18 protein-coding genes are annotated in these 20381 nt (G+C 45.4%); 9 read left to right on the forward strand and 9 right to left on the reverse strand.

Annotation, left to right across the window (positions count from 1 at the left end; translation table 11 throughout):
• Positions 1–15: 15 nt before the first annotated feature.
• Positions 16–231, reverse strand: coding sequence for a hypothetical protein (locus tag HF312_10725; protein MCU7520677.1), 216 nt, complete (start codon positions 229–231; stop codon positions 16–18).
• Positions 232–239: 8 nt separating this feature from the next.
• Positions 240–2411, reverse strand: coding sequence for a sodium-translocating pyrophosphatase (locus HF312_10730; protein MCU7520678.1), 2172 nt, complete (start codon positions 2409–2411; stop codon positions 240–242).
• Between the two features lie 401 nt (positions 2412–2812).
• Here HF312_10730 and HF312_10735 point away from each other — a divergent pair, with 401 nt between their 5' ends.
• The 6 genes from HF312_10735 to HF312_10760 all read left to right on the forward strand — a co-directional run bounded on the left by HF312_10735 (position 2813) and on the right by HF312_10760 (position 11296).
• The gene (locus HF312_10735) at positions 2813–4330 is read left to right on the forward strand and encodes an amino acid permease (GenBank protein MCU7520679.1); all 1518 of its coding nucleotides are present in this window, start codon (positions 2813–2815) and stop codon (positions 4328–4330) included.
• A gap of 117 nt (positions 4331–4447) precedes the next feature.
• The gene (locus tag HF312_10740) at positions 4448–5827 is read left to right on the forward strand and encodes a DUF4139 domain-containing protein (GenBank protein MCU7520680.1); all 1380 of its coding nucleotides are present in this window, start codon (positions 4448–4450) and stop codon (positions 5825–5827) included.
• 31 nt (positions 5828–5858) lie between these two features.
• Positions 5859–6929: a hypothetical protein gene (locus HF312_10745; protein MCU7520681.1), complete on the forward strand. Its 1071-nt coding sequence runs from the start codon at positions 5859–5861 to the stop codon at positions 6927–6929.
• A gap of 36 nt (positions 6930–6965) precedes the next feature.
• Positions 6966–8021, forward strand: coding sequence for a thermonuclease family protein (locus tag HF312_10750; GenBank protein MCU7520682.1), 1056 nt, complete (start codon positions 6966–6968; stop codon positions 8019–8021).
• A 44-nt stretch (positions 8022–8065) separates the two neighbouring features.
• Positions 8066–8680, forward strand: coding sequence for a hypothetical protein (locus tag HF312_10755; GenBank protein ID MCU7520683.1), 615 nt, complete (start codon positions 8066–8068; stop codon positions 8678–8680).
• Between the two features lie 369 nt (positions 8681–9049).
• Positions 9050–11296 carry a nitric-oxide reductase large subunit gene (locus tag HF312_10760; GenBank protein MCU7520684.1) on the forward strand — a complete coding sequence of 749 codons (2247 nt, stop codon included), beginning with the start codon at positions 9050–9052 and terminating at the stop codon, positions 11294–11296.
• Positions 11297–11398: 102 nt separating this feature from the next.
• Here the strand turns inward: HF312_10760 and HF312_10765 are convergent, their stop codons facing one another.
• Both HF312_10765 and HF312_10770 read right to left on the reverse strand, forming a co-directional pair.
• A complete protein-coding gene (locus HF312_10765) occupies positions 11399–12145 on the reverse strand; it encodes a hypothetical protein (protein ID MCU7520685.1) in 747 nt (248 codons plus the stop codon).
• Positions 12146–12623: 478 nt separating this feature from the next.
• Positions 12624–13463, reverse strand: a complete 840-nt coding sequence (locus HF312_10770) for an EamA family transporter (GenBank protein MCU7520686.1) — start codon at positions 13461–13463, stop codon at positions 12624–12626.
• A 126-nt stretch (positions 13464–13589) separates the two neighbouring features.
• Here HF312_10770 and HF312_10775 point away from each other — a divergent pair, with 126 nt between their 5' ends.
• Positions 13590–13937 (forward strand): hypothetical protein, encoded by a 348-nt coding sequence (locus HF312_10775; GenBank protein MCU7520687.1) that lies wholly within the window; start codon positions 13590–13592, stop codon positions 13935–13937.
• Positions 13938–14035: 98 nt separating this feature from the next.
• On the opposite strand, the gene HF312_10780 is transcribed toward HF312_10775, so the two are convergent.
• Positions 14036–14584, reverse strand: a complete 549-nt coding sequence (locus tag HF312_10780; GenBank protein ID MCU7520688.1) for a cysteine hydrolase — start codon at positions 14582–14584, stop codon at positions 14036–14038.
• Between the two features lie 95 nt (positions 14585–14679).
• Here HF312_10780 and HF312_10785 point away from each other — a divergent pair, with 95 nt between their 5' ends.
• The gene (locus HF312_10785) at positions 14680–15264 is read left to right on the forward strand and encodes an SOS response-associated peptidase (GenBank protein MCU7520689.1); all 585 of its coding nucleotides are present in this window, start codon (positions 14680–14682) and stop codon (positions 15262–15264) included.
• A 40-nt stretch (positions 15265–15304) separates the two neighbouring features.
• On the opposite strand, the gene HF312_10790 is transcribed toward HF312_10785, so the two are convergent.
• The 3 genes from HF312_10790 to HF312_10800 are packed head-to-tail and all read right to left on the reverse strand — an operon-like array spanning position 15305 to position 16861.
• Positions 15305–15817, reverse strand: coding sequence for a DinB family protein (locus HF312_10790; protein MCU7520690.1), 513 nt, complete (start codon positions 15815–15817; stop codon positions 15305–15307).
• 29 nt (positions 15818–15846) lie between these two features.
• Complete coding sequence (locus tag HF312_10795; GenBank protein ID MCU7520691.1) at positions 15847–16503, reverse strand: hypothetical protein; 657 nt, start codon at positions 16501–16503, stop codon at positions 15847–15849.
• 10 nt (positions 16504–16513) lie between these two features.
• On the reverse strand, positions 16514–16861 hold the full coding sequence (locus tag HF312_10800; protein ID MCU7520692.1) for a DUF3147 family protein: 348 nt from the start codon (positions 16859–16861) through the stop codon (positions 16514–16516).
• A gap of 147 nt (positions 16862–17008) precedes the next feature.
• Here HF312_10800 and HF312_10805 point away from each other — a divergent pair, with 147 nt between their 5' ends.
• Positions 17009–17884 carry a phosphatase PAP2 family protein gene (locus tag HF312_10805; protein ID MCU7520693.1) on the forward strand — a complete coding sequence of 292 codons (876 nt, stop codon included), beginning with the start codon at positions 17009–17011 and terminating at the stop codon, positions 17882–17884.
• Positions 17885–18158: 274 nt separating this feature from the next.
• Here the strand turns inward: HF312_10805 and HF312_10810 are convergent, their stop codons facing one another.
• On the reverse strand, positions 18159–19952 hold the full coding sequence (locus tag HF312_10810) for a hypothetical protein (GenBank protein MCU7520694.1): 1794 nt from the start codon (positions 19950–19952) through the stop codon (positions 18159–18161).
• Positions 19953–20381 lie beyond the last annotated feature (429 nt).

Consider the following 20381-nt stretch of genomic DNA (forward strand, 5'->3'; position numbering starts at 1 on the left):
TCCATAATTTAATTTTCACTTTTGACCGGAACAGGGAAAATGAAATTTATAAAAATACTTGTTGGCGGCATGCCCATCGAAGGCGGCGGCTGGGTTGCGGAAATCCCCTGCCAGTAAACACAAAGCAATTAAGCGGTATATAAGAAAATGGATGCCGCGGTCAGCGGCATCATGTTGATAGCCACCGGGCGCAGCCCGGTGGGACGCCGGAATATCGGAAAATGGATTCATCGAAATCCCTAAATAAATAACGGTGCCAATACCAGCGTAAGCGTGCTTAAAAGTTTTATCAGCACGTGCAGCGACGGGCCTGCCGTATCCTTGAACGGATCTCCAACGGTGTCGCCTACAACCGAAGCCTTGTGAGGCTCTGTGTGCCTTCCGCCGTAAGCTCCGGTCTCAATAAACTTCTTCGCATTGTCCCACGCGCCGCCGCCATTGTTTAAGAATAACGCAAACAAAATACCCGTAATTGTTGCCACCATCAGATATCCGCCAATTACTTCGGCTCCGCTTGCGCCATTTGGATTCGCTGCTCCGCCGCCCAGATAATAAACATACTTGAATATAAGCCCCACTCCTACCGTCATGCCTACAACCAATAACCCCGGCACAACCATCTTCTGCAGCGCTGCCTTGGTTGCAATGTCAACGCACTGACCGTAATCCGGCTTTGAAGTCCCGAGCATAATTCCCGGATTATTCCTGAACTGGTCTCTGACATTCCGTATAATTGAATACGCGGCTTTCCCCACGGCTTTAATTGCAAGAGAAGAGAAAATGTAAACCAGCATGGCGCCAAGTATTGCTCCAACAAACACTTCAGGCTTGTTCAGATTAATTACAGGCTGGAAGCCCGGTACGTAATTTCTTACTTCATCAATATATGCTCCGAAAAGAAGGAATGCCGCCAGCGCTGCCGAACCCACTGCGTAACCCTTCGTAAGCGCTTTGGTTGTGTTGCCTACCGAATCCAGACGGTCGGTCTTCCTTCTTATAGATTCTTCCTGCTGGCTCATCTCAACAATTCCGCCGGCGTTGTCTGTAATGGGACCGAAGGTGTCCATAGCCAGAATGTAGGCCGCCGTTCCAAGCATACCCATCGTTGCTACAGCCGTCCCGAAAAGCCCCGCGTCCTTAAGCCCCGAGTTCTGCCCCAAAAAATAAGTGCTTACAATGCCCGTTCCTATTACCAGTACAGGGAATCCCGTGGATTCCATGCCGACTGCTAGTCCCGCAATAATATTTGTTGCCGCGCCGGTTTGTGAGGCTTCTGCAATATACTTGACAGGGCGGTAGCGGTATTCAGTGTAATACTGGGTCAGGTAAACGAAAGCCAGTGAAATTAAAACGCCTATTGCGCCGCAGAAAAAGAAGTTCAGAAAGTATGTCCCTAAAAGCCACTTTGAGGCGATAAAAAATCCCACCATGGCAAGCCCCGCCGTAACATAAAATCCGCGGTTTAAGGCCTTCATCGGGTCTTCTTCTTCATTTGTCTTTACAACAAGAACTCCTACTATTGAAGCCACAATTCCAAATGCTCTTGCAACAAGAGGGAAGAGGAGTACTGAAAGAAGCGTCAGCCCCTGCGCTTCAAACACCCCGGCGTTTGCGCGGTAAAGCCCCGCGGCCAGTATCATTGCACCGATGTTTTCAGCCGCAGTGGATTCAAACAGATCGGCGCCGCGCCCTGCGCAGTCGCCCACGTTGTCTCCTACAAGGTCGGCTACAACTGCCGGGTTCCTCGGATCATCTTCCGGAATTCCTGCTTCAACCTTGCCCACCAGGTCGGCTCCCACATCGGCCGCTTTTGTATAAATGCCTCCTCCAAGCTGTGCAAAAAGCGCTACAAAGCTTGCCCCGAATCCGTAGCCCACGATAAGAAGCGGTATCTTCGACGGGTCATCCGTAACTCCAAGAAGCCTTACAACTGAAAAGAGTCCCGCAACACCCAACAGGCTCATTGCAACAACAAAGAAACCTGAAACTGCGCCGCCTCTTAAGGCAATCCTGAGCGCACCGTTCATTCCCTTGATGGCTGCTGCTGCCGTCCTGATATTTGTACGGATTGCAACCCACATTCCCATGTATCCCGCTGCAACCGAGCAGGCGGCTCCCAGCACAAATGATATCGTAGTCCATAATGCAAGCTGCGAGGGACTGGCCGGATCGTGAGGGTTTTGGGTTCTGACAAAGGCGTAAATTATATATATAAAGGCTGCAAGTGCAATGGCAAGGTAAATGATCGTCCTGTTCTGCCTTCTCAGAAAAGCTTCTGCACCTACCTTGATGGCATTCGATATCTCCTGCATCCTTGCGGTTCCTGTTTCCTGCTTTAGAACGTAGCGTGTTAGATATGCGGCAAATAAAAGTCCCAGAATGCTGATTGCCAAAATCAGATTGGCTTCCATCTTTTATCTCCTGTTTTATTATATATTAGATAATTATACCAGGCAAAAGAACTGCTTTTCTGGATTCGGGATTAAATGGGAGGGATATGCACGTCTTAAGAAAAAAAAAGATTGCAGGAATGAATGGATTACCGCAATCATTATTTATGCATTTCATACACCCATGCAGTCCTGTACTTCTTAATAAACAATAGTTGGACAGAACAGAAAGTTATCTCTTTCGTAGAAAATAAGATTTTTTCTCCAGAAATAACACCCTGATAACAAAATATTATAAATATTTAGCTCATTTTCCAGAGTTTAATATTTTATAACGCCGGACGTTGCAAATTAAAGCTGAATGTGCGATTTTCGTAAAATACTACAATATTTCTTTTTTTAGTAATCTAAGCAGGTGAAAAATGAAGCAATTATTTGCAAAAAAACCTTTGTCTCTGCTCCTCGAAGAGATGAAAGGCGAAAACCGCCTGCGCAGAATACTGGGACCCGTAGCCCTCACGTCCCTTGGCGTGGGCGCAATTATAGGGACCGGTATATTTGTGCTTACAGGCGTCGCTGCTCACGATAAGGCCGGCCCGGCAATCATCCTCTCATTTGTCATTTCAGGACTTGCATGCGTCTTCGCTGCCCTGTGCTATGCCGAGTTTGCTTCCATGGTTCCCGTGGCAGGCTCTGCTTATACTTATGCCTATGCCACTTTGGGCGAAATGTTCGCATGGATTATAGGCTGGGACCTCATTCTCGAATACGCCGTAGCTTCGGCTACCGTGGCTCACGGATGGAGCCATTACTTCCAGGACTTTATAGGCATATTCGGCCTCAGGATTCCATATTGGGCTACACGCGCGCCATTCGACTTTAATCCCGATACGGGCCTACTTGCCGGAACAGGCACTGCAATAGACCTTCCCGCAATTATTATTGCAGCTATCATTACTATTATACTCGTAAAGGGAATAAGGGAAAGCGCGTCTTTTAACGCCACAATGGTAATTATAAAACTCATCATTGTGTTCTTTGTAATTATAGTCGGCGCATTCTATATAAATACACAGAACTGGACGAACAACTTCGCCCCCTTCGGATGGTCGGGCATCAGCTTCTTCGGTAAAACCGTCTTCGGACAAACAGGCCTCGGAGGCGCCCCGGTCGGTATGATTGCAGCTGCTGCTACTATATTCTTTGCATATATCGGCTTCGACTCAATTTCAACTCATGCCGAGGAGGCCAAAAACCCGAGGCGCGACGTTCCGATCGGAATTATTGCTTCGCTCCTTCTTTGTACCGTGCTCTATATTGCTGTTTCAGCAATTATTACTGGCATGGTGCCTTACGATAAAATCGATATAGATGCCCCCGTCTCAAACGCTTTTAAGCAGGTGGGACTCCCGTGGGCACAGCTCATTATCTCATTCGGCGCCCTTGCAGGCATAACGTCAGTCCTTCTTGTTATGATGCTAAGCCAGCCCAGAATTTTCCTCGCTATGGCGCGCGACGGGCTGCTTCCTAAAGATGTGTTCGGATCTGTTCACGAAAAATACCGCACACCATGGAAGTCAACAATCCTTACGGGAATATTTGTCGCCATACTGGCAGGACTTCTGCCCCTTAGAATCCTTGCCGAACTGGTAAATATCGGAACCCTCTTTGCCTTCGTTATCGTCTGCGCCGCTGTTCTTATTATGCGCAGAACTCACCCCGAGGCCGAAAGACCCTTTAAGGCTCCGTGGGTTCCTTTTGTTCCCGTTGCAGGCATCCTTACGTGCCTTATGCTCATGTTCTCGCTTCCTGAGGAAAACTGGCTCAGGCTTTTCGTATGGCTTGCAATAGGCTTCGTAATCTATTTCGGCTACGGCCGCAAGCACAGCGTAATGCACGAATACATGACGTCACACGAACAGGAAAAAGTTCATAAATAAACATATAAAGGGCAGGCACATTAAACCTGCCCTTTAATTTTTATATTCTCCATTCCTGCTTTGCCTTTATTAAGGCATCTTCTTAAATTACACATCATCTTTCACCGGAGGACTTTAATGTTTAAGAAACTTATCATACCTGTAACTTTATTATTTTTATCCGTACAATCCATTTACGCCCAGGAGGCGGAACCTAAATCCCTTTCCGTCACGGTCTATAACCAGAACCTAGGCGTAATTAAAGACGTAAGACCTTTACACATAAATTCAGGACGCTCTGAAATTTCTATAAGGAACGTCGCACAGCTCATCGACCCCACCAGCGTCCATATTAAACTCCAGGGCGAAGTGCTCGAACAAAACTACCAGTACGACCTGGTTAGCATGGAAAAAATTCTGCAGAAATATCTCGACCAGAACGTTCAGCTCCTGGGCGAAAAAGATGAGCTCCTTGAAGGCCGGCTCCTTTCGGCTCAGGGCCCGCAGATTGTCCTCCAGAAAAAAGACGGCGGACTTATCATGCTCCCTAATACCGAAAAATACCGCATCAGCGTGGGCTCGCTTCCAGAAGGCCTTATTACAAAACCTACGCTCGTCTGGACCGTCCAGAGCCCTTCATCAAAGGACCAGGATGTGGAAATATCCTACCAGACAGCAGGCATGAACTGGCACGCTGAGTACGTCGCGGTCCTAAACGAAAACGATACAAAGCTTTCTCTTAACTCATGGGTCAGCATCGAAAACCAGTCGGGTACAACGTATAAAAATGCCGGACTTAAACTTGTTGCAGGCAACGTAAACCTCGTCTCACAGAGGCAGCCCGCACCCATGTTCAGAAAGGACGTTAACATCCTTGCTGAATCTTCAGGGCAGCAGTTCCAGGAAAGGGAATTCTTCGAATACCATATCTATGACCTGGAACGTCCTGCAACGCTTAACAACAATGAAACAAAACAGATCTCGCTTTTCCAGGCGGATAACATAAACGTAACTAAAAAATACCTCTACAGAAGCGGATTCCCTGTCTATACTTACGGCCAGCAGAACCAGAAGCCTAAGGTTGCCGTTGCAGTGGAATTTGAAAACACACAGAAGAATAACCTCGGTCTTCCGATGCCGGCTGGCAAGGTAAGGGTTTATAAATCCGACGGCAAAACAGTTGAGTTCGTTGGCGAGGATATGACAGACCATACGCCTAAGGACGAGAAAATAAAACTTAGGATTGGCGACGCGTTCGACATAGTTGCCGAGGAAAACCAGACCGATAACGTGCGCATATCCGACAAGGTTTATGAACAGGCTTTTGAAATCAAGCTCAGAAACAGGAAAAAAGAAGATATAACGGTAGATGTGGAAAGGATGATGGGACTTAACTGGGAAATTCTTTCTTCGTCAATAAATTATGAGAAAAAAGATGCCCAGACCGTGACTTTCAAAGTCCCCGTCAAGAAGAACGAGGAAACCGTGCTGAAATTCAGGGTCAGATACGCCTATTAGTCCAAAATTTCTGTAACAATACGGGAGCCTGATGTTAAAAGTTTTATCTCTGTTCCTCCTGGTGCTCATTTTGTGTACTTACAGCCAGGCACAGACGGCAAAGATTAAAAAGATAATAGATTCCAATTTGTTTGAAACTGACGACGGAAGAGTAATTAAGCTCGCGGGCCTGGATGTTCCTAATCTTAATCATCCCGACCGCTACTTAAGAAGTGTCGCAGATAAAGCCTATGTTTATGCCAGGTCGGTTTTCTTGAACAGGACTTTCAATATTAGTTCCCTGGCTCCACGCGACTCGGCAAGAGATTACGAGCTCGTGATAATGCAGAAAAAATACCCCCTGGGACTTCTGGATTATAATAAGGAGTTCCTTTCGCAGGGCTTCGGCCGGTTTACCGGGAGTGTCTCAAAAGCATTTTATAATGAATACAGGGATGCCGAACAGGAGGCCCTGGCACATGAAAGGGGGATCTGGAAGGTGGTTACGGGCGGCAGCACCGAGGTGCTCGACAGGCCTTTCAGCTCTGAGGAGATTAACCATTATACTCAGAAGGATTCCCTTATTTTTATGCGAAAGCCTGTCAGGAAATCCGGGTTATCTGCCGGAGTGATAATAAGTGAGGTGATTTTAGGCCCCGTGGCAGGCTTTGTAACTGCATTGCCCGGCGCATACCTGGTTGCCGGTCTTAGTGCACTGGATAGAAAAAACCAGGGCTGGGGTGTCCTGGGCTGGGCAGCTTTGGGAGCCGGATTCGGCTATATTACAGGAAATGCCCTCGGCGTTTATGCAGTAGCACATGGTGAAAACCCCAATGTATCCTTCCTCGGTACACTTACAGCCTCCTTTGTTGGAACTGCGGGGGGCGTCGGGCTTGCAACCCTCGTGTACAGAAAAGATTCATCTGTACCGTATGTAATTGGTTTTGCCGGACCCCTTGTCGGAGCAATGGTCTATGCTAATTTGATGTCACCGCGCTCCGAAGGGAAGGATTATTATTCCGTCTATCAGGCATTCACGCCTCCGGTACAATCATTTTCCCACAAGGACCTATATAACAGCACGGTTGTTTATAATCTTAACCTTTTCAGCATAACATTCTAATAAAATATAACACCAACAATCCGGAATTTTATGAAAATGCGGCTTTTCATTTATTTATTTGCATTAACCCTCTGCGCTCCCGTTTCAGCGCAGACCGTAAGGATTAAAACAATCCTCGATTCCAACCTGTTTGAAACATTTGACGGTAAAATTATTAAGCTTGCAGGCGTGGATGCACCCTCAAAGAACCACCCGGCTCCTTACATGAGGGATGTAGCCGAGAGGGCATACATTTACGCCAGGTCGGTCTTCCTGAACAGGCATTTTTCCATAGCCCCGCTGCTTCCAAAGGATACAACTAAGAATTATGAACTCGTCTTCATGCAGAAGGACTACCCTCTGGGGCCTGTAGATTATAACAAAGAGTACCTTCTTGAGGGCTTCGGCCGCTTTACCGGCCTTGTGCCGGATGAATTTTACGCCGGATATAAAGAAGCAGAACATGAGGCAATGGAAAAGAAAAACGGGATCTGGAATTATCTTCCTGGCGACAGCACGCTGACCTTCGAAAGGCATTTCAGCCCTGAAGAGTCTGCTCAGCTCAGGCAGCAGGATTCCCTACTCTTTATAAAAGATGCTTTTAAGAGAAAAAGCGACCCGACCGGAAGAATTGCAAGTGAACTTATCATGGCCCCATTATCCGGTTTTGCTGTGGCATACGTTTCATTGTTCGCTTCGGCAGGCGTTGGCGCCCTTGGCGGGTCGGAAGGACTCGGCCTTTTTCCTTACGCTATAGTGGGGGCAGGGGTGGGATACACTGCAGGATCGGCCCTTTTTGTTTATCTTGTGGAGCACAACGAAAACCCTAATGTCACCTTCTGGGGTACACTGGGCTATTCATTCCTTGGCGCTGGAGCCGGAATCGGTTTGGCCTGCCTGTTTCCTTACGGGACCTCCCAGTACGTCGCATTTTTTGCTGCTCCCGTCGTATCTGCAATAATTTACGCTAACTATGTGGTGCCGGAACCGCAATTCAGCGACTTCTATCCCACGGCTGGAAAATATAGCTTTAAGCAGAGGGGTTACTCACACAAAGATCTTTATAATAGCACAGTTTTATATAATGTAAACCTTATTAATATAGCATTTTAAGGCACCTGAATATTTAATCATTTTACAGTAGTTGTGGTAAATTTATGAAAAAGCTATTCTCCCCGTTCCTTATTGCACTCATGCTCTGTGCTTCCATCTCAGCGCAGACAGATTCCCTTGCTTCATTAAACAAGCCTTTGGAATCGTACTCACCTTCGGCAGGCACTATAATAGGCGAGGTGTTCTTAGGCCCTGTTTCAGGTGCAATTTGTGCTATCCCTATGGCACTGCTGTTCTCAGGTGCAAGCGACCAGAACTCAAAAAACGACAAATGGGATAATGTCGCCTGGGGAGCCATTGGAGTCGGTGCCGGATACATCATTGGAACCGGCTTGGGAGTTTACCTGTTCGCGCACCATGATAATCCGGAGGTAACGTTTGGTGGTACTGTTTTAGGCTCTGTCCTGGGTACTGGTGTTGGTATTGGACTTGCGGCTTTAATAAATAAAGGAGATTCAGCCATACCATACGTTGTAGGCCTTTCATGCCCGCTTATAGGCTCAATGGTCTACGCCAACTTTGTAGCCCCGCACCCCAAATCCTCCGGCTATTCCGCCAATATTGATAACTACAGGAGCATTGCCTTATCCTATTCGCATAAAGACCTCTACAACAGCACTCTCCAATACAGAATGAACCTCTTTACAGTTGCATTTTAAGCCCCCCGGAGAATGATGAATTTCCCGGCAGGGTAATTTAAAATTATAAATATTATAAACCACGGAGTGGTTTTCTATCTGTAGCCCAGGGTTTGCCCGCTCGCCTTCAGGCGAGCCAAAACCCTGGGAAAAATATCAAAAAAAAACCCCACAAAACCGCGTCAGCGGTTTTACATCTGTTACCGCAATCCCGCAATATTAAACGCGCATTTAACAAACATGAAACCACCGCTTCTAATTCCGACTAAAAAATCCGAAAATCATTTCAAAATTGACTTAAGTCAAGGAATGCCCGCCCACCCGTGAATAATTTAGTACTGTAGGAAATTAAAAATACATTCTAACAACACTAAAACCGGAGAAATAGCAATGAAAAAGTATTGGCTGGGCTTTACTCTCGTCATACTCGTGTCTTTTTCCGTACTCGGATGGGTCGGAGCAAAGATCTACCAGCAGGCGCCTCCAATTGCCGAAAGGGTCGTAACCGCCACAGGGCAGGTGGTATTCGAATCTGGCGCAATCGAAAAAGGGCAGAACGTCTGGCAGGCAATGGGGGGAATGGAAGTCGGCTCCATTTGGGGCCACGGAAGCTATACGGCACCCGACTGGACAGCCGACTGGCTTCACCGCGAAGCAATGTTTATTCTTAATGAATGGTCGAAAACCGACTATAATACCACATATTCACAACTCGACGTCGAAAAACAGTCGCTCCTTCAGGCACGCCTTTCTAAAATGATGAGGAATAATACCTACGACCCCACAACAAACCAGATCAGAATCGAAGAGGTCAGGGCCAGGGCAATTGAAGATAACGTAAAATACTACAGTACGCTTTTTTCAGAGGGCAGCGGCAGCTACGCTATTCAGAAAGGCTCCGTTACAGATCCCGTAAAGCTCCGTGAACTCTCGGCTTTCTTCTTCTGGAGCTCATGGGCCGCTTCTACCAACCGCCCGGGCGACAACATTACATACACAAGCAACTGGCCGCATGAAAAACTTGTTGATAATCAGCCTACAGGGGATTCTGTTGTATGGACCGGCGTAAGCATTATCATGCTCCTTGCCGGCATCGGCGGCATGGCTTGGTTCTATGCTTCACGTGAAAAGAAACACCCCGGAATTATCTATCCTTCCCGCGATCCTCTCTTAGGCTCAAAGGCAACTCCTTCACAATTGGCTGTTGTTAAGTATTTCTGGACTGTCGCGGGACTATTCCTCCTTCAGATCCTTATGGGCGTAATTTCGGCTCACTACGGTGTTGAAGGAAACAAATTTTACGGATTTGACATAGCTAAGATTCTTCCTTACAGCGTGGTAAGAACGTGGCACACTCAGCTCGGCATCTTCTGGATTGCAACTGCATGGCTTGCCGCGGGCCTTTATATAAGTCCTGCCGTAAGCGGTGTTGAACCTAAAGGGCAGAGACTTGGCGTAAACCTTCTCTTTGGCGCGCTCGTTGTTGTTGTGCTCGGCTCAATGGCAGGCGAGTGGATGAGCATTATGGGCCTCATGCCCGACAAGTTCTGGTTCTTCTTCGGTCACAGCGGCTATGAATATATAGATCTCGGAAGATTCTTCCAGATCGCACTCTTCATCGGACTTGTCTTATGGCTATTCTTAATGGTCCGCGCGCTCAGGCCCGCTCTTAAGAACAAGGACGAGCAGAAGCCAATTCTTACACTTTTCTTAATCTCGTCGGTTGCAATTGCTCTTTTCTACGCTTCGGCTCTTATGTACGGCAAGCACACAAACCTTGCCGTTGCCGAGTTCTGGAGATGGTGGGTAGTTCACCTCTGGGTTGAAGGCTTCTTCGAAGTGTTTGCAACCGTGGTAATTGCCTTCCTGTTTGCAAGGCTTGGCCTTTTGAACATCAAAACCGCAGGGCAGGCTGCCGTGCTTTCGTCAACCATATTCCTGTCTGGCGGCATCATCGGAACGCTGCATCACCTGTACTTTTCAGGCACACCAACCTTTGTGCTCGCGTTAGGATCAGTGTTCAGCGCGCTTGAAGTTGTGCCGCTGCTTTTCGTAGGCTACGAAGCCTGGGAAAACTACAAGCTCTCAAAGGCAAAGGAATGGGTTATTAACTATAAGTGGCCGATCTACTTTTTTATTGCAGTGGCATTCTGGAATATGCTGGGTGCCGGATTATTCGGCTTCATGATCAATCCTCCTGTAGCGCTTTACTACATGCAGGGCTTAAACACAACTCCCGTCCACGGACACGCGGCTCTATTCGGTGTTTACGGCATGCTGGGTCTGGGACTCATGCTCTTTACATTAAGAGCCTTAAAGCCCGGGTATGAATGGGACAGCAAGCTTTTAAGCTTCGGATTCTGGGCAATAAACATCGGACTCTTCTCAATGGTGGTATTCAGCCTTCTGCCCGTTGGACTAATGCAGACGTGGGCCAGTGTAGAGCACGGCTACTGGTATGCAAGAAGTTCAGAGTTCCTGCAGACAGGCGTAATGCAGACCTTAAGGTGGATGAGGGTATTTGGCGACACCATCTTTGCCGCAGGCGTTATATCGCTTATATTATTTGTAGGCAAGCTCACCGTAACCCGTTCCTACGAACCAACAGGCAAAGAAGCAGTCTCAGAAGCAAAATAATTTTTTCGAACGCAGACTAAATCTCCCGGTTTATTGAATGCTAAGCTGACAGGAGGCGGAGCAATCCGCCTCCGATTCTTTTAAATATTCTCCCAGGCTTCCTTAAAATTCTTCCTTAATTAAGTTTTCAATCTGCTTCCGCAGAAGAATATTTTTCTTATCCGACTGAATCCTTTTAAGCAGCTCTAATCTTTCAGATTTAGAATTTAGAGTTTTAAATTTATCAGGAATAAAGTAGAATATTTCCCTGTATCCCGGACATTTTTCAATCATCTCGTCTGCAATCTCTAATCCTTTCTCTTCATTATCCAATGAGATTTTCCATGTTATTCTTAATAACGTCAGGACAGGCGCCAGATAAATGCTGTTCGGATAAGAATCTGCAAGATGCCTTAATGTCTCTACACGCTTTTCAGGAGATTGATTTTCAATTGCATCAACATACCCGTTATGAACAATTAACTCATCACCCGAAGGCTCAATGACCTGAAATGGAATAGATATACTGTCTGTTATTACACCCTGTGGTTTTAAGTATATCTTCAGATTATATGCACCTGCCGGAATAAACTGCATTGCAGAATACGGATGATGTTTCCCAAAATTACCCGTTAATGAAATTATGTGATAATTCTCCTCTCCCGGCTTGAGCTCCTCTGTAGTAGGAGAAAAGAAATCAAAATTCCAACCGGTGTAAGGCAGCGCTTTGCCCTTGCTGTCTAAAACCTTAACCAGTACAGTGTGGTAACTAAGTCCCTTATAGGTTATTTTATCTTTATTACTAACAGTAAGACCAAATTCCACAGGTTCATCAACCAAATAGGTCATTTTAGGAAAGAGGACATCCATTTTAAGCGAATTCTGCGCATTCAGCTGGTGGCAGAAAATTACGAATATTATTAGAGTGCGAATGAGATACTTCATTTTAACTCCCTTTCGTTTTATAAATGATCTAAATATTTTGCAAGAGTTTCGGCAATTTATATAAAATGTGGTTCCGTTTACTCTCCGCCATTCGAATCCTTGAGTGTAAACTTGATTCAGGAATCACAAATAGGATTAAAGAGCCTCGGAGAGGCGACTTGTCTGTAGAAAAAGAGACACCACCCAACCCTCCCCAGAGCTCCGGAGGAGCGACTTGTAAAAGCGGAAAATAAACGTTTATATCCTTTAAACAAGTCGCTCCTCCGGAGCTCTATTGGATGTTTGGGGTCTTCGCTTTTTCTACAGACAATTCATTCCTCCGGAATTCTATGAAAACGAACCGCAATTTACCTTCATTTTATTTGCTTCATCCCATGAAAAAAATCTAAGTATTCACATCAGGTCACACATTAACCGCACGCTTTTTCCATATCTGCACCGTGCTCCTGTATGTAAGCGAGGCAATGACTATTATGCCCCCTATTATTGCCCAGAAACCCGGCGTTTCACCTAAGAATATAAGGACCCATATGGGATTTAATACGGGCTCAATTACAGGAATTAGTATCCCTTCAATTGCGCTTACGTGCCTTATTGCATATGCATAAAGAACATACGAAATGCCTAACTGCACTACGCCTAAAAGCAATAGCCCGATCCAGCTTTTTGAATCTATACCCTGACTGAAATAAAAAGGAATGCATATGATTGCGGTAATTAGATTCCCCCATACAACTGAATCCAGAGGCGACTCATTTTTCTGCTTTCTCATTAGTAATACAAGCCATGCAAACGCCACACCGCTAAGTATTGCAACTATGTTACCCAGCATGTCGCCTGCTGAAAGCTTGTCCAGAAAAAACAGCACCATGCCGCAGAATACCATTAAAATTGAGATCCAGTCCGTCTTTGTTATTTTTTCTTTTAAGAACCAGTGGCCCAGTAAGGCTACATATATGGGTGCGGTATACTGAAGCAGTATTGCATTGGCGGCGGTCGTAAGCTTGTTTGCCGAGACAAACAGTATTACAACTGCGGCATATGCAAAACCGCCTAGTATCTTTACGGGCGAGATCTTAAGCTTCGGGCGGAAGGCAATCATTATGAAAGCAAAGGCAATGAGGCTCCTTAAGCCCGCAATGGCCAGCGCGCTTAACGAAACCCACTTTATCAGCACACCGCCAAGTGACCATAAAAGAGCCGTTAAAACCAGATAAATGACCGACTTCCTGTGCTCAACCATTAATATTGCTCCACGTTGAAGTTTAATAATGACAAGAGCAAATTTTCGCAATAAATCTGAATTAAGCAAACACTCATTGTTCTTTTAAGGCTAATTAAACATATTAAAATAAAAGGGGGAATAAGTATGGAATACTACTGGTCGCTTCTGCAGGGAGTGTTTTATTTCATTACGGGCCTCTGGCCCATAATCTCAATAAAAACATTCGAGAAGGTTACAGGTCCCAAAATAGATAAGTGGCTCGTTAAAACCGTGGGAGTGCTTATTGCGGTTGTGGGCCTTGCTCTTATAATCGCGTTCATAAGAAAAGAAATATCTTTTGAAATGGTGATAGTAGCTGCCGGCTGCGCACTGGGACTCATGCTTATAGACATTATTTACTCCCTTACGGGCGTAATTTCAAAGATATATTTGCTGGATGCCGCGGCAGAGTTTGTACTGATTATCGGATGGGTATTTTTTAATTTCATTTGACGCAAGTTTCCAATGATGTCAGGAACCATTTCCTGACATCATTTGGCCGCCTTAGGCGGACAGTGCCGCGAAGTAGTCCCCGGCACCAACTGCAATGCCTACAATGTGCTTATAATTTCACCCGTGCTCTGCACTTTGGCAAACATGCCGTTTAATGCCGCAAGAAACGACCAGTGCACCTCTTCTGCCGCGACGGTCTTCTCGCCAATGGTTAACGCCTTCGTCGCGCAGGCGTCGTGCGCTATGGTGCAGTCAAAAGCGTAATCAAATGCCGCCCTCGTTGTTGAATCCACACACATGTGCGTCATCATCCCGCATATGTAAAGCTGCCTTAACTGCCGCTCCGATAAATATTCCAAAAGCCCCGTATTCCTGAAACTGTTGGGGTAATTCTTCTGGAAAACAATCTCACCCGGCTTAGGTGTAATGGATTCGTGTATCGCCGCTCCCAGCGTCTCCGGAAGCAGGTACGTCGCCCCCGGCTTTAACGACAAATGCTGAATGAAAATTACATGTGAACCCCTGTTGCGGAAGGAATCTATTAACTTCCTGGCGTTCTCTGCCGCTTCCATGCTCCCTTTAAGCTCGCAGTGGCCGCCCGGAAAGTAATCATTTTGTATGTCTATTACTAATAATGCTTTGTCCATATTTTTCTCTTTGTCTGAAATCTTTTGTTATAAGATCAAAAAAAAGCGCTTCATAATCAATTTTCTTTTATGAGGATTTTTTTTATCTTAACTTCATGTGCGGAAGATTTGAAAATAATGTACAGGTAGAGGACCTTTTCAGCGCCCTTGAGGCTAAAGGCACCTCTCTTAAGGCAGAACTGCCGAAAGAGAATATTGCGCCTACACAGAAAATTATGACTGTAATTGAAAAGGATAACGAGCTCAAACTTATTCCCATGAACTGGGGAATTAAATTCTCAGACGACTCACCCCTCATCTTTAACTCAAGGATTGAAACCATTAAGGAAAAACCTTACTGGCAGAGGCTTTTTTCTGAGAATAAATGCCTTGTGCCCATGACGGCCTTCTATGAATGGAAAAAAGAGGGAACAAGGAAAGTCCCTTACAGGATATTCCTCCCCAATGAAAGATTTTTCTTTGTGCCCGCGCTCTATCTGGAAAAGGACAGGCAGCTCTACGCATCTCTTATAACTACAACTTCAAACAAGTTCATAGAAAAGCTGCACCACAGAATGCCTGTAATACTTAAAATGAATGAGGCGCTGGACTACCTGAAATGCGATAGCGAGGTAAACCTTAAACGCTGCATCCCCTTAAGCTCAACCGAAAAAATGGATATGGAGCAGGTTACGCTTTAAGAGAAACCTGCCCCTGAAATTCCTTTTAGCCTTAAAACTCCTACAGCGCTATAAATTTCCTTACATTCTCCAGCTGCTGAAGATGCCGGTCGCCGTGGTAAATAATAAAATATATCCATTCGGCTCTTGTCAGTTCCCCGAACTTCGGATGTATAAAGTCCAGACAGCTTTCCGTCATGTCGTGCACTTTTATTGTATTAACGAGAGTGGTCCTGTTGTTAACAAGTTTTTGCGCAATCTCATCACGGTTCTTGGGCACTTCTGTGGGGTAGATTTCTTTTCCTGCCGTAAACTTCTTTTCAAAATCCTTGAATGTGGTCCCAAGAAGCGGCGCTTTCTGCAGCGGGTCGCGCTCCGATGCCCTCACGGCGCCCGTCATAATTTTACTTATAAAACTCTCTACAATATAAAGGTGCTCTGCAATGTCGCCCGCCGACCACGTTCCTATAGAGGCGCTTTTATTAAACTCATTTACTGGAAAATCCCCTATGGCCTCGGCAAGCCTCCCGGTTGCGCTTTCCAGGTCAAATATTAGCGTGTTTTTGTCTATCATGAAATTCCTCTTGTTATATCAAAAAAGCCTCAGCCCTTAACTGCAGCGTGAAGGCCTTTTTTATTGTAATAAATTATAAGCAGAAGTCCAATTACCCCCGCAAAAGAAAGCCCGAAGTCTTCTGTAACCGATAGCTGCACCGCCGCGCTGAAACCTAAAATGCTCCACAGAACAGGAATAATAAGCAGATAATACGGAAAGCGGTTCTTAACAAAAAGAAACATACCGAACGTAAAAATTGTGGTGGGGCAGGGAAGTCCGAACGTCGGCGCCTTGGGATAGCTGTGCCCTGACAACATACCCAGAATGGGATAAATTATAAGAGCATACGCAATAAATGCCCAGCCGAAGTATGCCTCCATGCTCCTTTCCGTGGAATAATTAAGTTCTTTTCTTATCGCTCCTGCATAAATAAAAAGAAGTCCCTGCAGAATAAAGAGTGCCCCGAAAAAATATGCCGCTTTGTTAATGGCGCTGAAAAACAAAATGTGGTAAATCACTCCTATCCATATCCAGTAGAATGCAAGAGATAGGCTGATTAAAAGATTTGAGTACTTATAATTCCTGTAGGCAAGGTAAATTAAAACAAATGCCAGCAGAATAAACACAATCTGAAGGGGAAATACACTAGTGTTGTACTCTGCAAACACATTCAGAAACGCTTCCTTTGTAAATGGCCGCTGCATTTTAGCCTCCTTATATTTTAATCCCTATTTTATCCAGTAAAAAGATCATTACAAAATAAAACAGAACCATAAGTACAATTGAAACCGCAAGAGCCGCGTAGAACCCCATTTTTTTCATTAGTACAGGAAGCAGCAGAAACATCGATAAGGAAGGTATTACGAGCCAGAAAATTCCCCTCGATAGTTCCGCAACCTTCAGCTTATCCTTTGTATCAACGTAAAGCCATATGAAAGCCAGTATGGAAACAAGGGGCACCGAGGCAAATACGCTCCCCAGGAAAGTGCTCCTTTTGGATACCTCGGAAACAAGCACAATCAGGACTGAGGATATGATCACTTTAAGAGCATAGTAGAGCATAAATTACCGTTATTGTCTGCTGTAAAATATTAAAATTTTAACAAAAATAAAGCACGATATTAACCTTGCCTCCTCCGAATTACATTGGACATCCCGGCCGTTTTCCTTAACATGAATTAATACACAGACCAGAGAATTGAAGATCTTATGAAAAAAATATATTTATTTATAACTATTATAGTTTTTTCAATCCAGGGATTTCCGCAGGAGATAGGTCAGAAAGACTCGCTCCAGATTCCCCTCCAGCAGGAGGAGCAGAACCAGACAGCGCTCCACATTTCACCTTTCGATAATATCGGGAATAATTTCCTGAACGCTTTTTCGGGCTATAAGGGACTCCTGCAGCTTGCGGGCATTGCATCCACCTATGCTCTCATCCATACAGATGTTGATTATCACGTAACTACCTATTTTATGGACCATTCCTCATATGCAAATTATGCGCTTCCCGCCGTGGTGCTCGGCTCCACGCTCCCCATAACTACAGGAGGCGTGCTTTACTTTTTGGGCAAGCACAATAACGACAACAGGATGATCGGGGCATCGTTTGCAGTCCTGCAGTCAGGACTTTTAACTGTGGCCTACATATCCGTCCTTAAAGGCATTACAGGAAGAGCGCATCCCGATGCAAGTTCACCGGCCGACAGAAAGGCCGTAAGCAGCCGGTTTAATTTCGGCCTTGTACGAAGCGGCATATACAGGGGATGGCCTTCGGGACACGTGGGCGGGGCGATGGCTGTTGCATCTGCGCTTTCAAATTATTACCCCGAGAAAACGTGGCTTAAATACTTAACTTACGGCTGGGTGGCATACACCATGGCAAGCGTAAGCGCGTTTCACAAAGGAACAATGCACTGGTTTTCAGATGCCGTTGCGGCAAGCATGATGACATATACAATAGGCGCAAGCGTAGGCACATACTACAGGAATGTAATGGAACACAATAATGAAGACGTTAAATTCCGCTTCCTCCCCATCGCAGGCGGCGATTACTCGGGGATTATTCTTTCATATTCATTTTAGTTTTTCAGGCCTGAGGTTCCCATAATGGCATAAAGGTTAAGGAAAGCTGAGCATCTGGAAAAGACAAATTACAGAGCCTCGGAGAGGCGAATTGTCTGTAGCAAAGAACAACCTAAAAACACCCAGAGCCCTGGAAGGGCGACATGTAACTTGAAGATTAACGTGGATACCTCATATACAAGTCGCTCCTCCGAAGCTCTGAATTATTTTTTATTGATATACTTTCTACAAACAATTCGCCTCTCCGAGGCTCTTTTTCTGATCAATGTAGAAACTATATCCCAAACCCCAAAAGCTTTGCTTCAAACTTCTCTATCTCTTCGCGCATCTTTTGTCTTACCTTTTCTGTCTCTTCTGTTATATCCGGGATCATCCCCTTATAATACTTTATCCCTTCCAGAAGATTCGTCCTGAACGTCTTGAGAAATGTTTCCGTCTGCTGCGGATAAGGCTTCAGGCTTTCTGAGGCTTTCTTAAAGAAATAATCCACGTAAAGCGACAGCTCCTTAACAAACATGTTCGGCCTTGAGGGATGCGTTATAAGGTTGATCCTTCCGTAAATGTGATCCACCATCTCCTTCAGACCCGTGACCTTCGAAAAATATGCAAGATTTGGCCCCGGGCATACTGCCACGGCCTGACTCTGCTTCGGAGTCTCAATTCCGTTTACAATTAATGCCGATGCCCCAAGCCCTTCGCAAAGACACGTCTTTTCGGCTGCCTTGTCAAATTCCTTTTTGTACTCTTCCTCACTTAGCCCCATCTCCTTAAGGCTCTTCATCTTCTTGTTCATGAATGTTATTGAGGCGGTGCATAAAGGCCTGTCTGAAAACTCTTTGCTCGACTGCAGGAATTTCTTCGGGCATGCGCTCCCGGCTTTTCCGCTTTTAACCCTTTCCATCCTCTCTAACTCTTTCCCATTGTTTCTCACACTGTTAAACGGCACACCAAGTGGCGAAATGCCGCTTAAGTAAAGATCTTCTTCACCGGCCTGACTTAATTTCTGAAGCGTATTCTCGTCAACATTCATTACCTCAGGCACAAGCAGAAACGGGCTTCCCCAGCCGACAGACTTAACCTCGAAATACCTCAAAAGAAAATTCTGCTCCTCCGACTTCCCGACGCCGCCCTGCACGGTAACGTCTATTTCAAGCGCCGAGGGGTCAAGCGTAATGTTCTTCTTCTTTAACGCCTCAAGATAGATCTCACGCACGGAACGGAAAAGCTCATCCCTTTTGTCTTTGAACTCACCGAGTATGGGACCCATGAGCTGCCCGTCGGAGGCAAATGCGTGACCGCCGCAGTTAAGTCCCGATTCAATCCTGTATTCCGAAATCCACAGCCCCTTTTTGGCCAGGAACTTCCCCTGAATTAAAGCCGAACGGAAATCGCTTACCTTAATTATAATTTTTTTCTTCATGCGCCCGTCACCTGCGGGGTAGAAATCTTCAAAATTCTCCAGATAACTGTAAAGCTTTGGATTCATACCGGCAGAGAAAATGATTGCACTCTCAAGCTCGCTTTGCGCAAATCCCCTTAATGCCGCGTGCGCATCATTAAATTCCATCGGAAGCGCCTGCCCCTCTGCAGTGTATCTGCCGTTATCCAGCTTGCTCATAATGTTTACGTCAATTGAGCCGGGACATATATTTTCCCTCAGCCATGCCTGCAGCTTCTTTATCACACATTCGTCCCTGGAGGACAGCATCTCATTGTACTTCATCTTGAGTGAGGAGAAGTCGGGCAGCATTTCAAAGTATTTGCTTATTTCGCTTCCTTTGGAAAATGCAGAATTCCTTAAAGCCTCAAACTGCTCCTTTACTATCCTGTTCATCATATTCAGGTATGCCGTTATCCTCGAAGCCCTGGAATCGTAATCCTTTGAGGAAATCGGCTCGTACGGCTTGTTCATCTTCTCGGAATAATGCCTGCGCAGCTTTTCCATCAGCGTGTCATCTACCAGCGAAATAACCGATGAAATGCCGTATTTTGACACCTTTACAGGTGTATCCACTGAAAAACCCACACCCAGAACGGGTATATGAAACTTATGCTCGGAATTAATCATATGTATTATACTTTGCGAATGAATGTGACGTGTAAATTCATAGCCAGGAATGTCTTAACTTAAAGGAGAATAGAAGAAATACCGTACGAAGAATAAGTAGAGATCAAAAACCTGCCAAAGAAATTAATTACGAAGTAAAGATACTAAAAAATTCCCCATAATGGGGATTATTTATATGAATTAATATTCGTTCCTGTTCATTTTTATCACAAAAACGAACTAAAAGTTTCCGTTTGCAATTGTTTCCCGGCGTACTTAGTTTTACAAAAACAAAAATCAGCAGGAGTATTATGACCCCGTTCCCTCTGTGCAGATACCGGTATTCTTCTTTGTCCGTTTTGCTCATCTTACTTTTAATCTTTAATTTTAACAGCCTTTCGGCGCAGGAATGCGGCGACTGCTCTAACCCAAGAGTTGCTCTTTACGACT

The sequence above is a fragment of the Ignavibacteria bacterium genome, from assembly GCA_025612375.1.
In the GTDB taxonomy this organism is placed as follows: Bacteria; Bacteroidota; Ignavibacteria; order Ignavibacteriales; family SURF-24; genus JAAXKN01.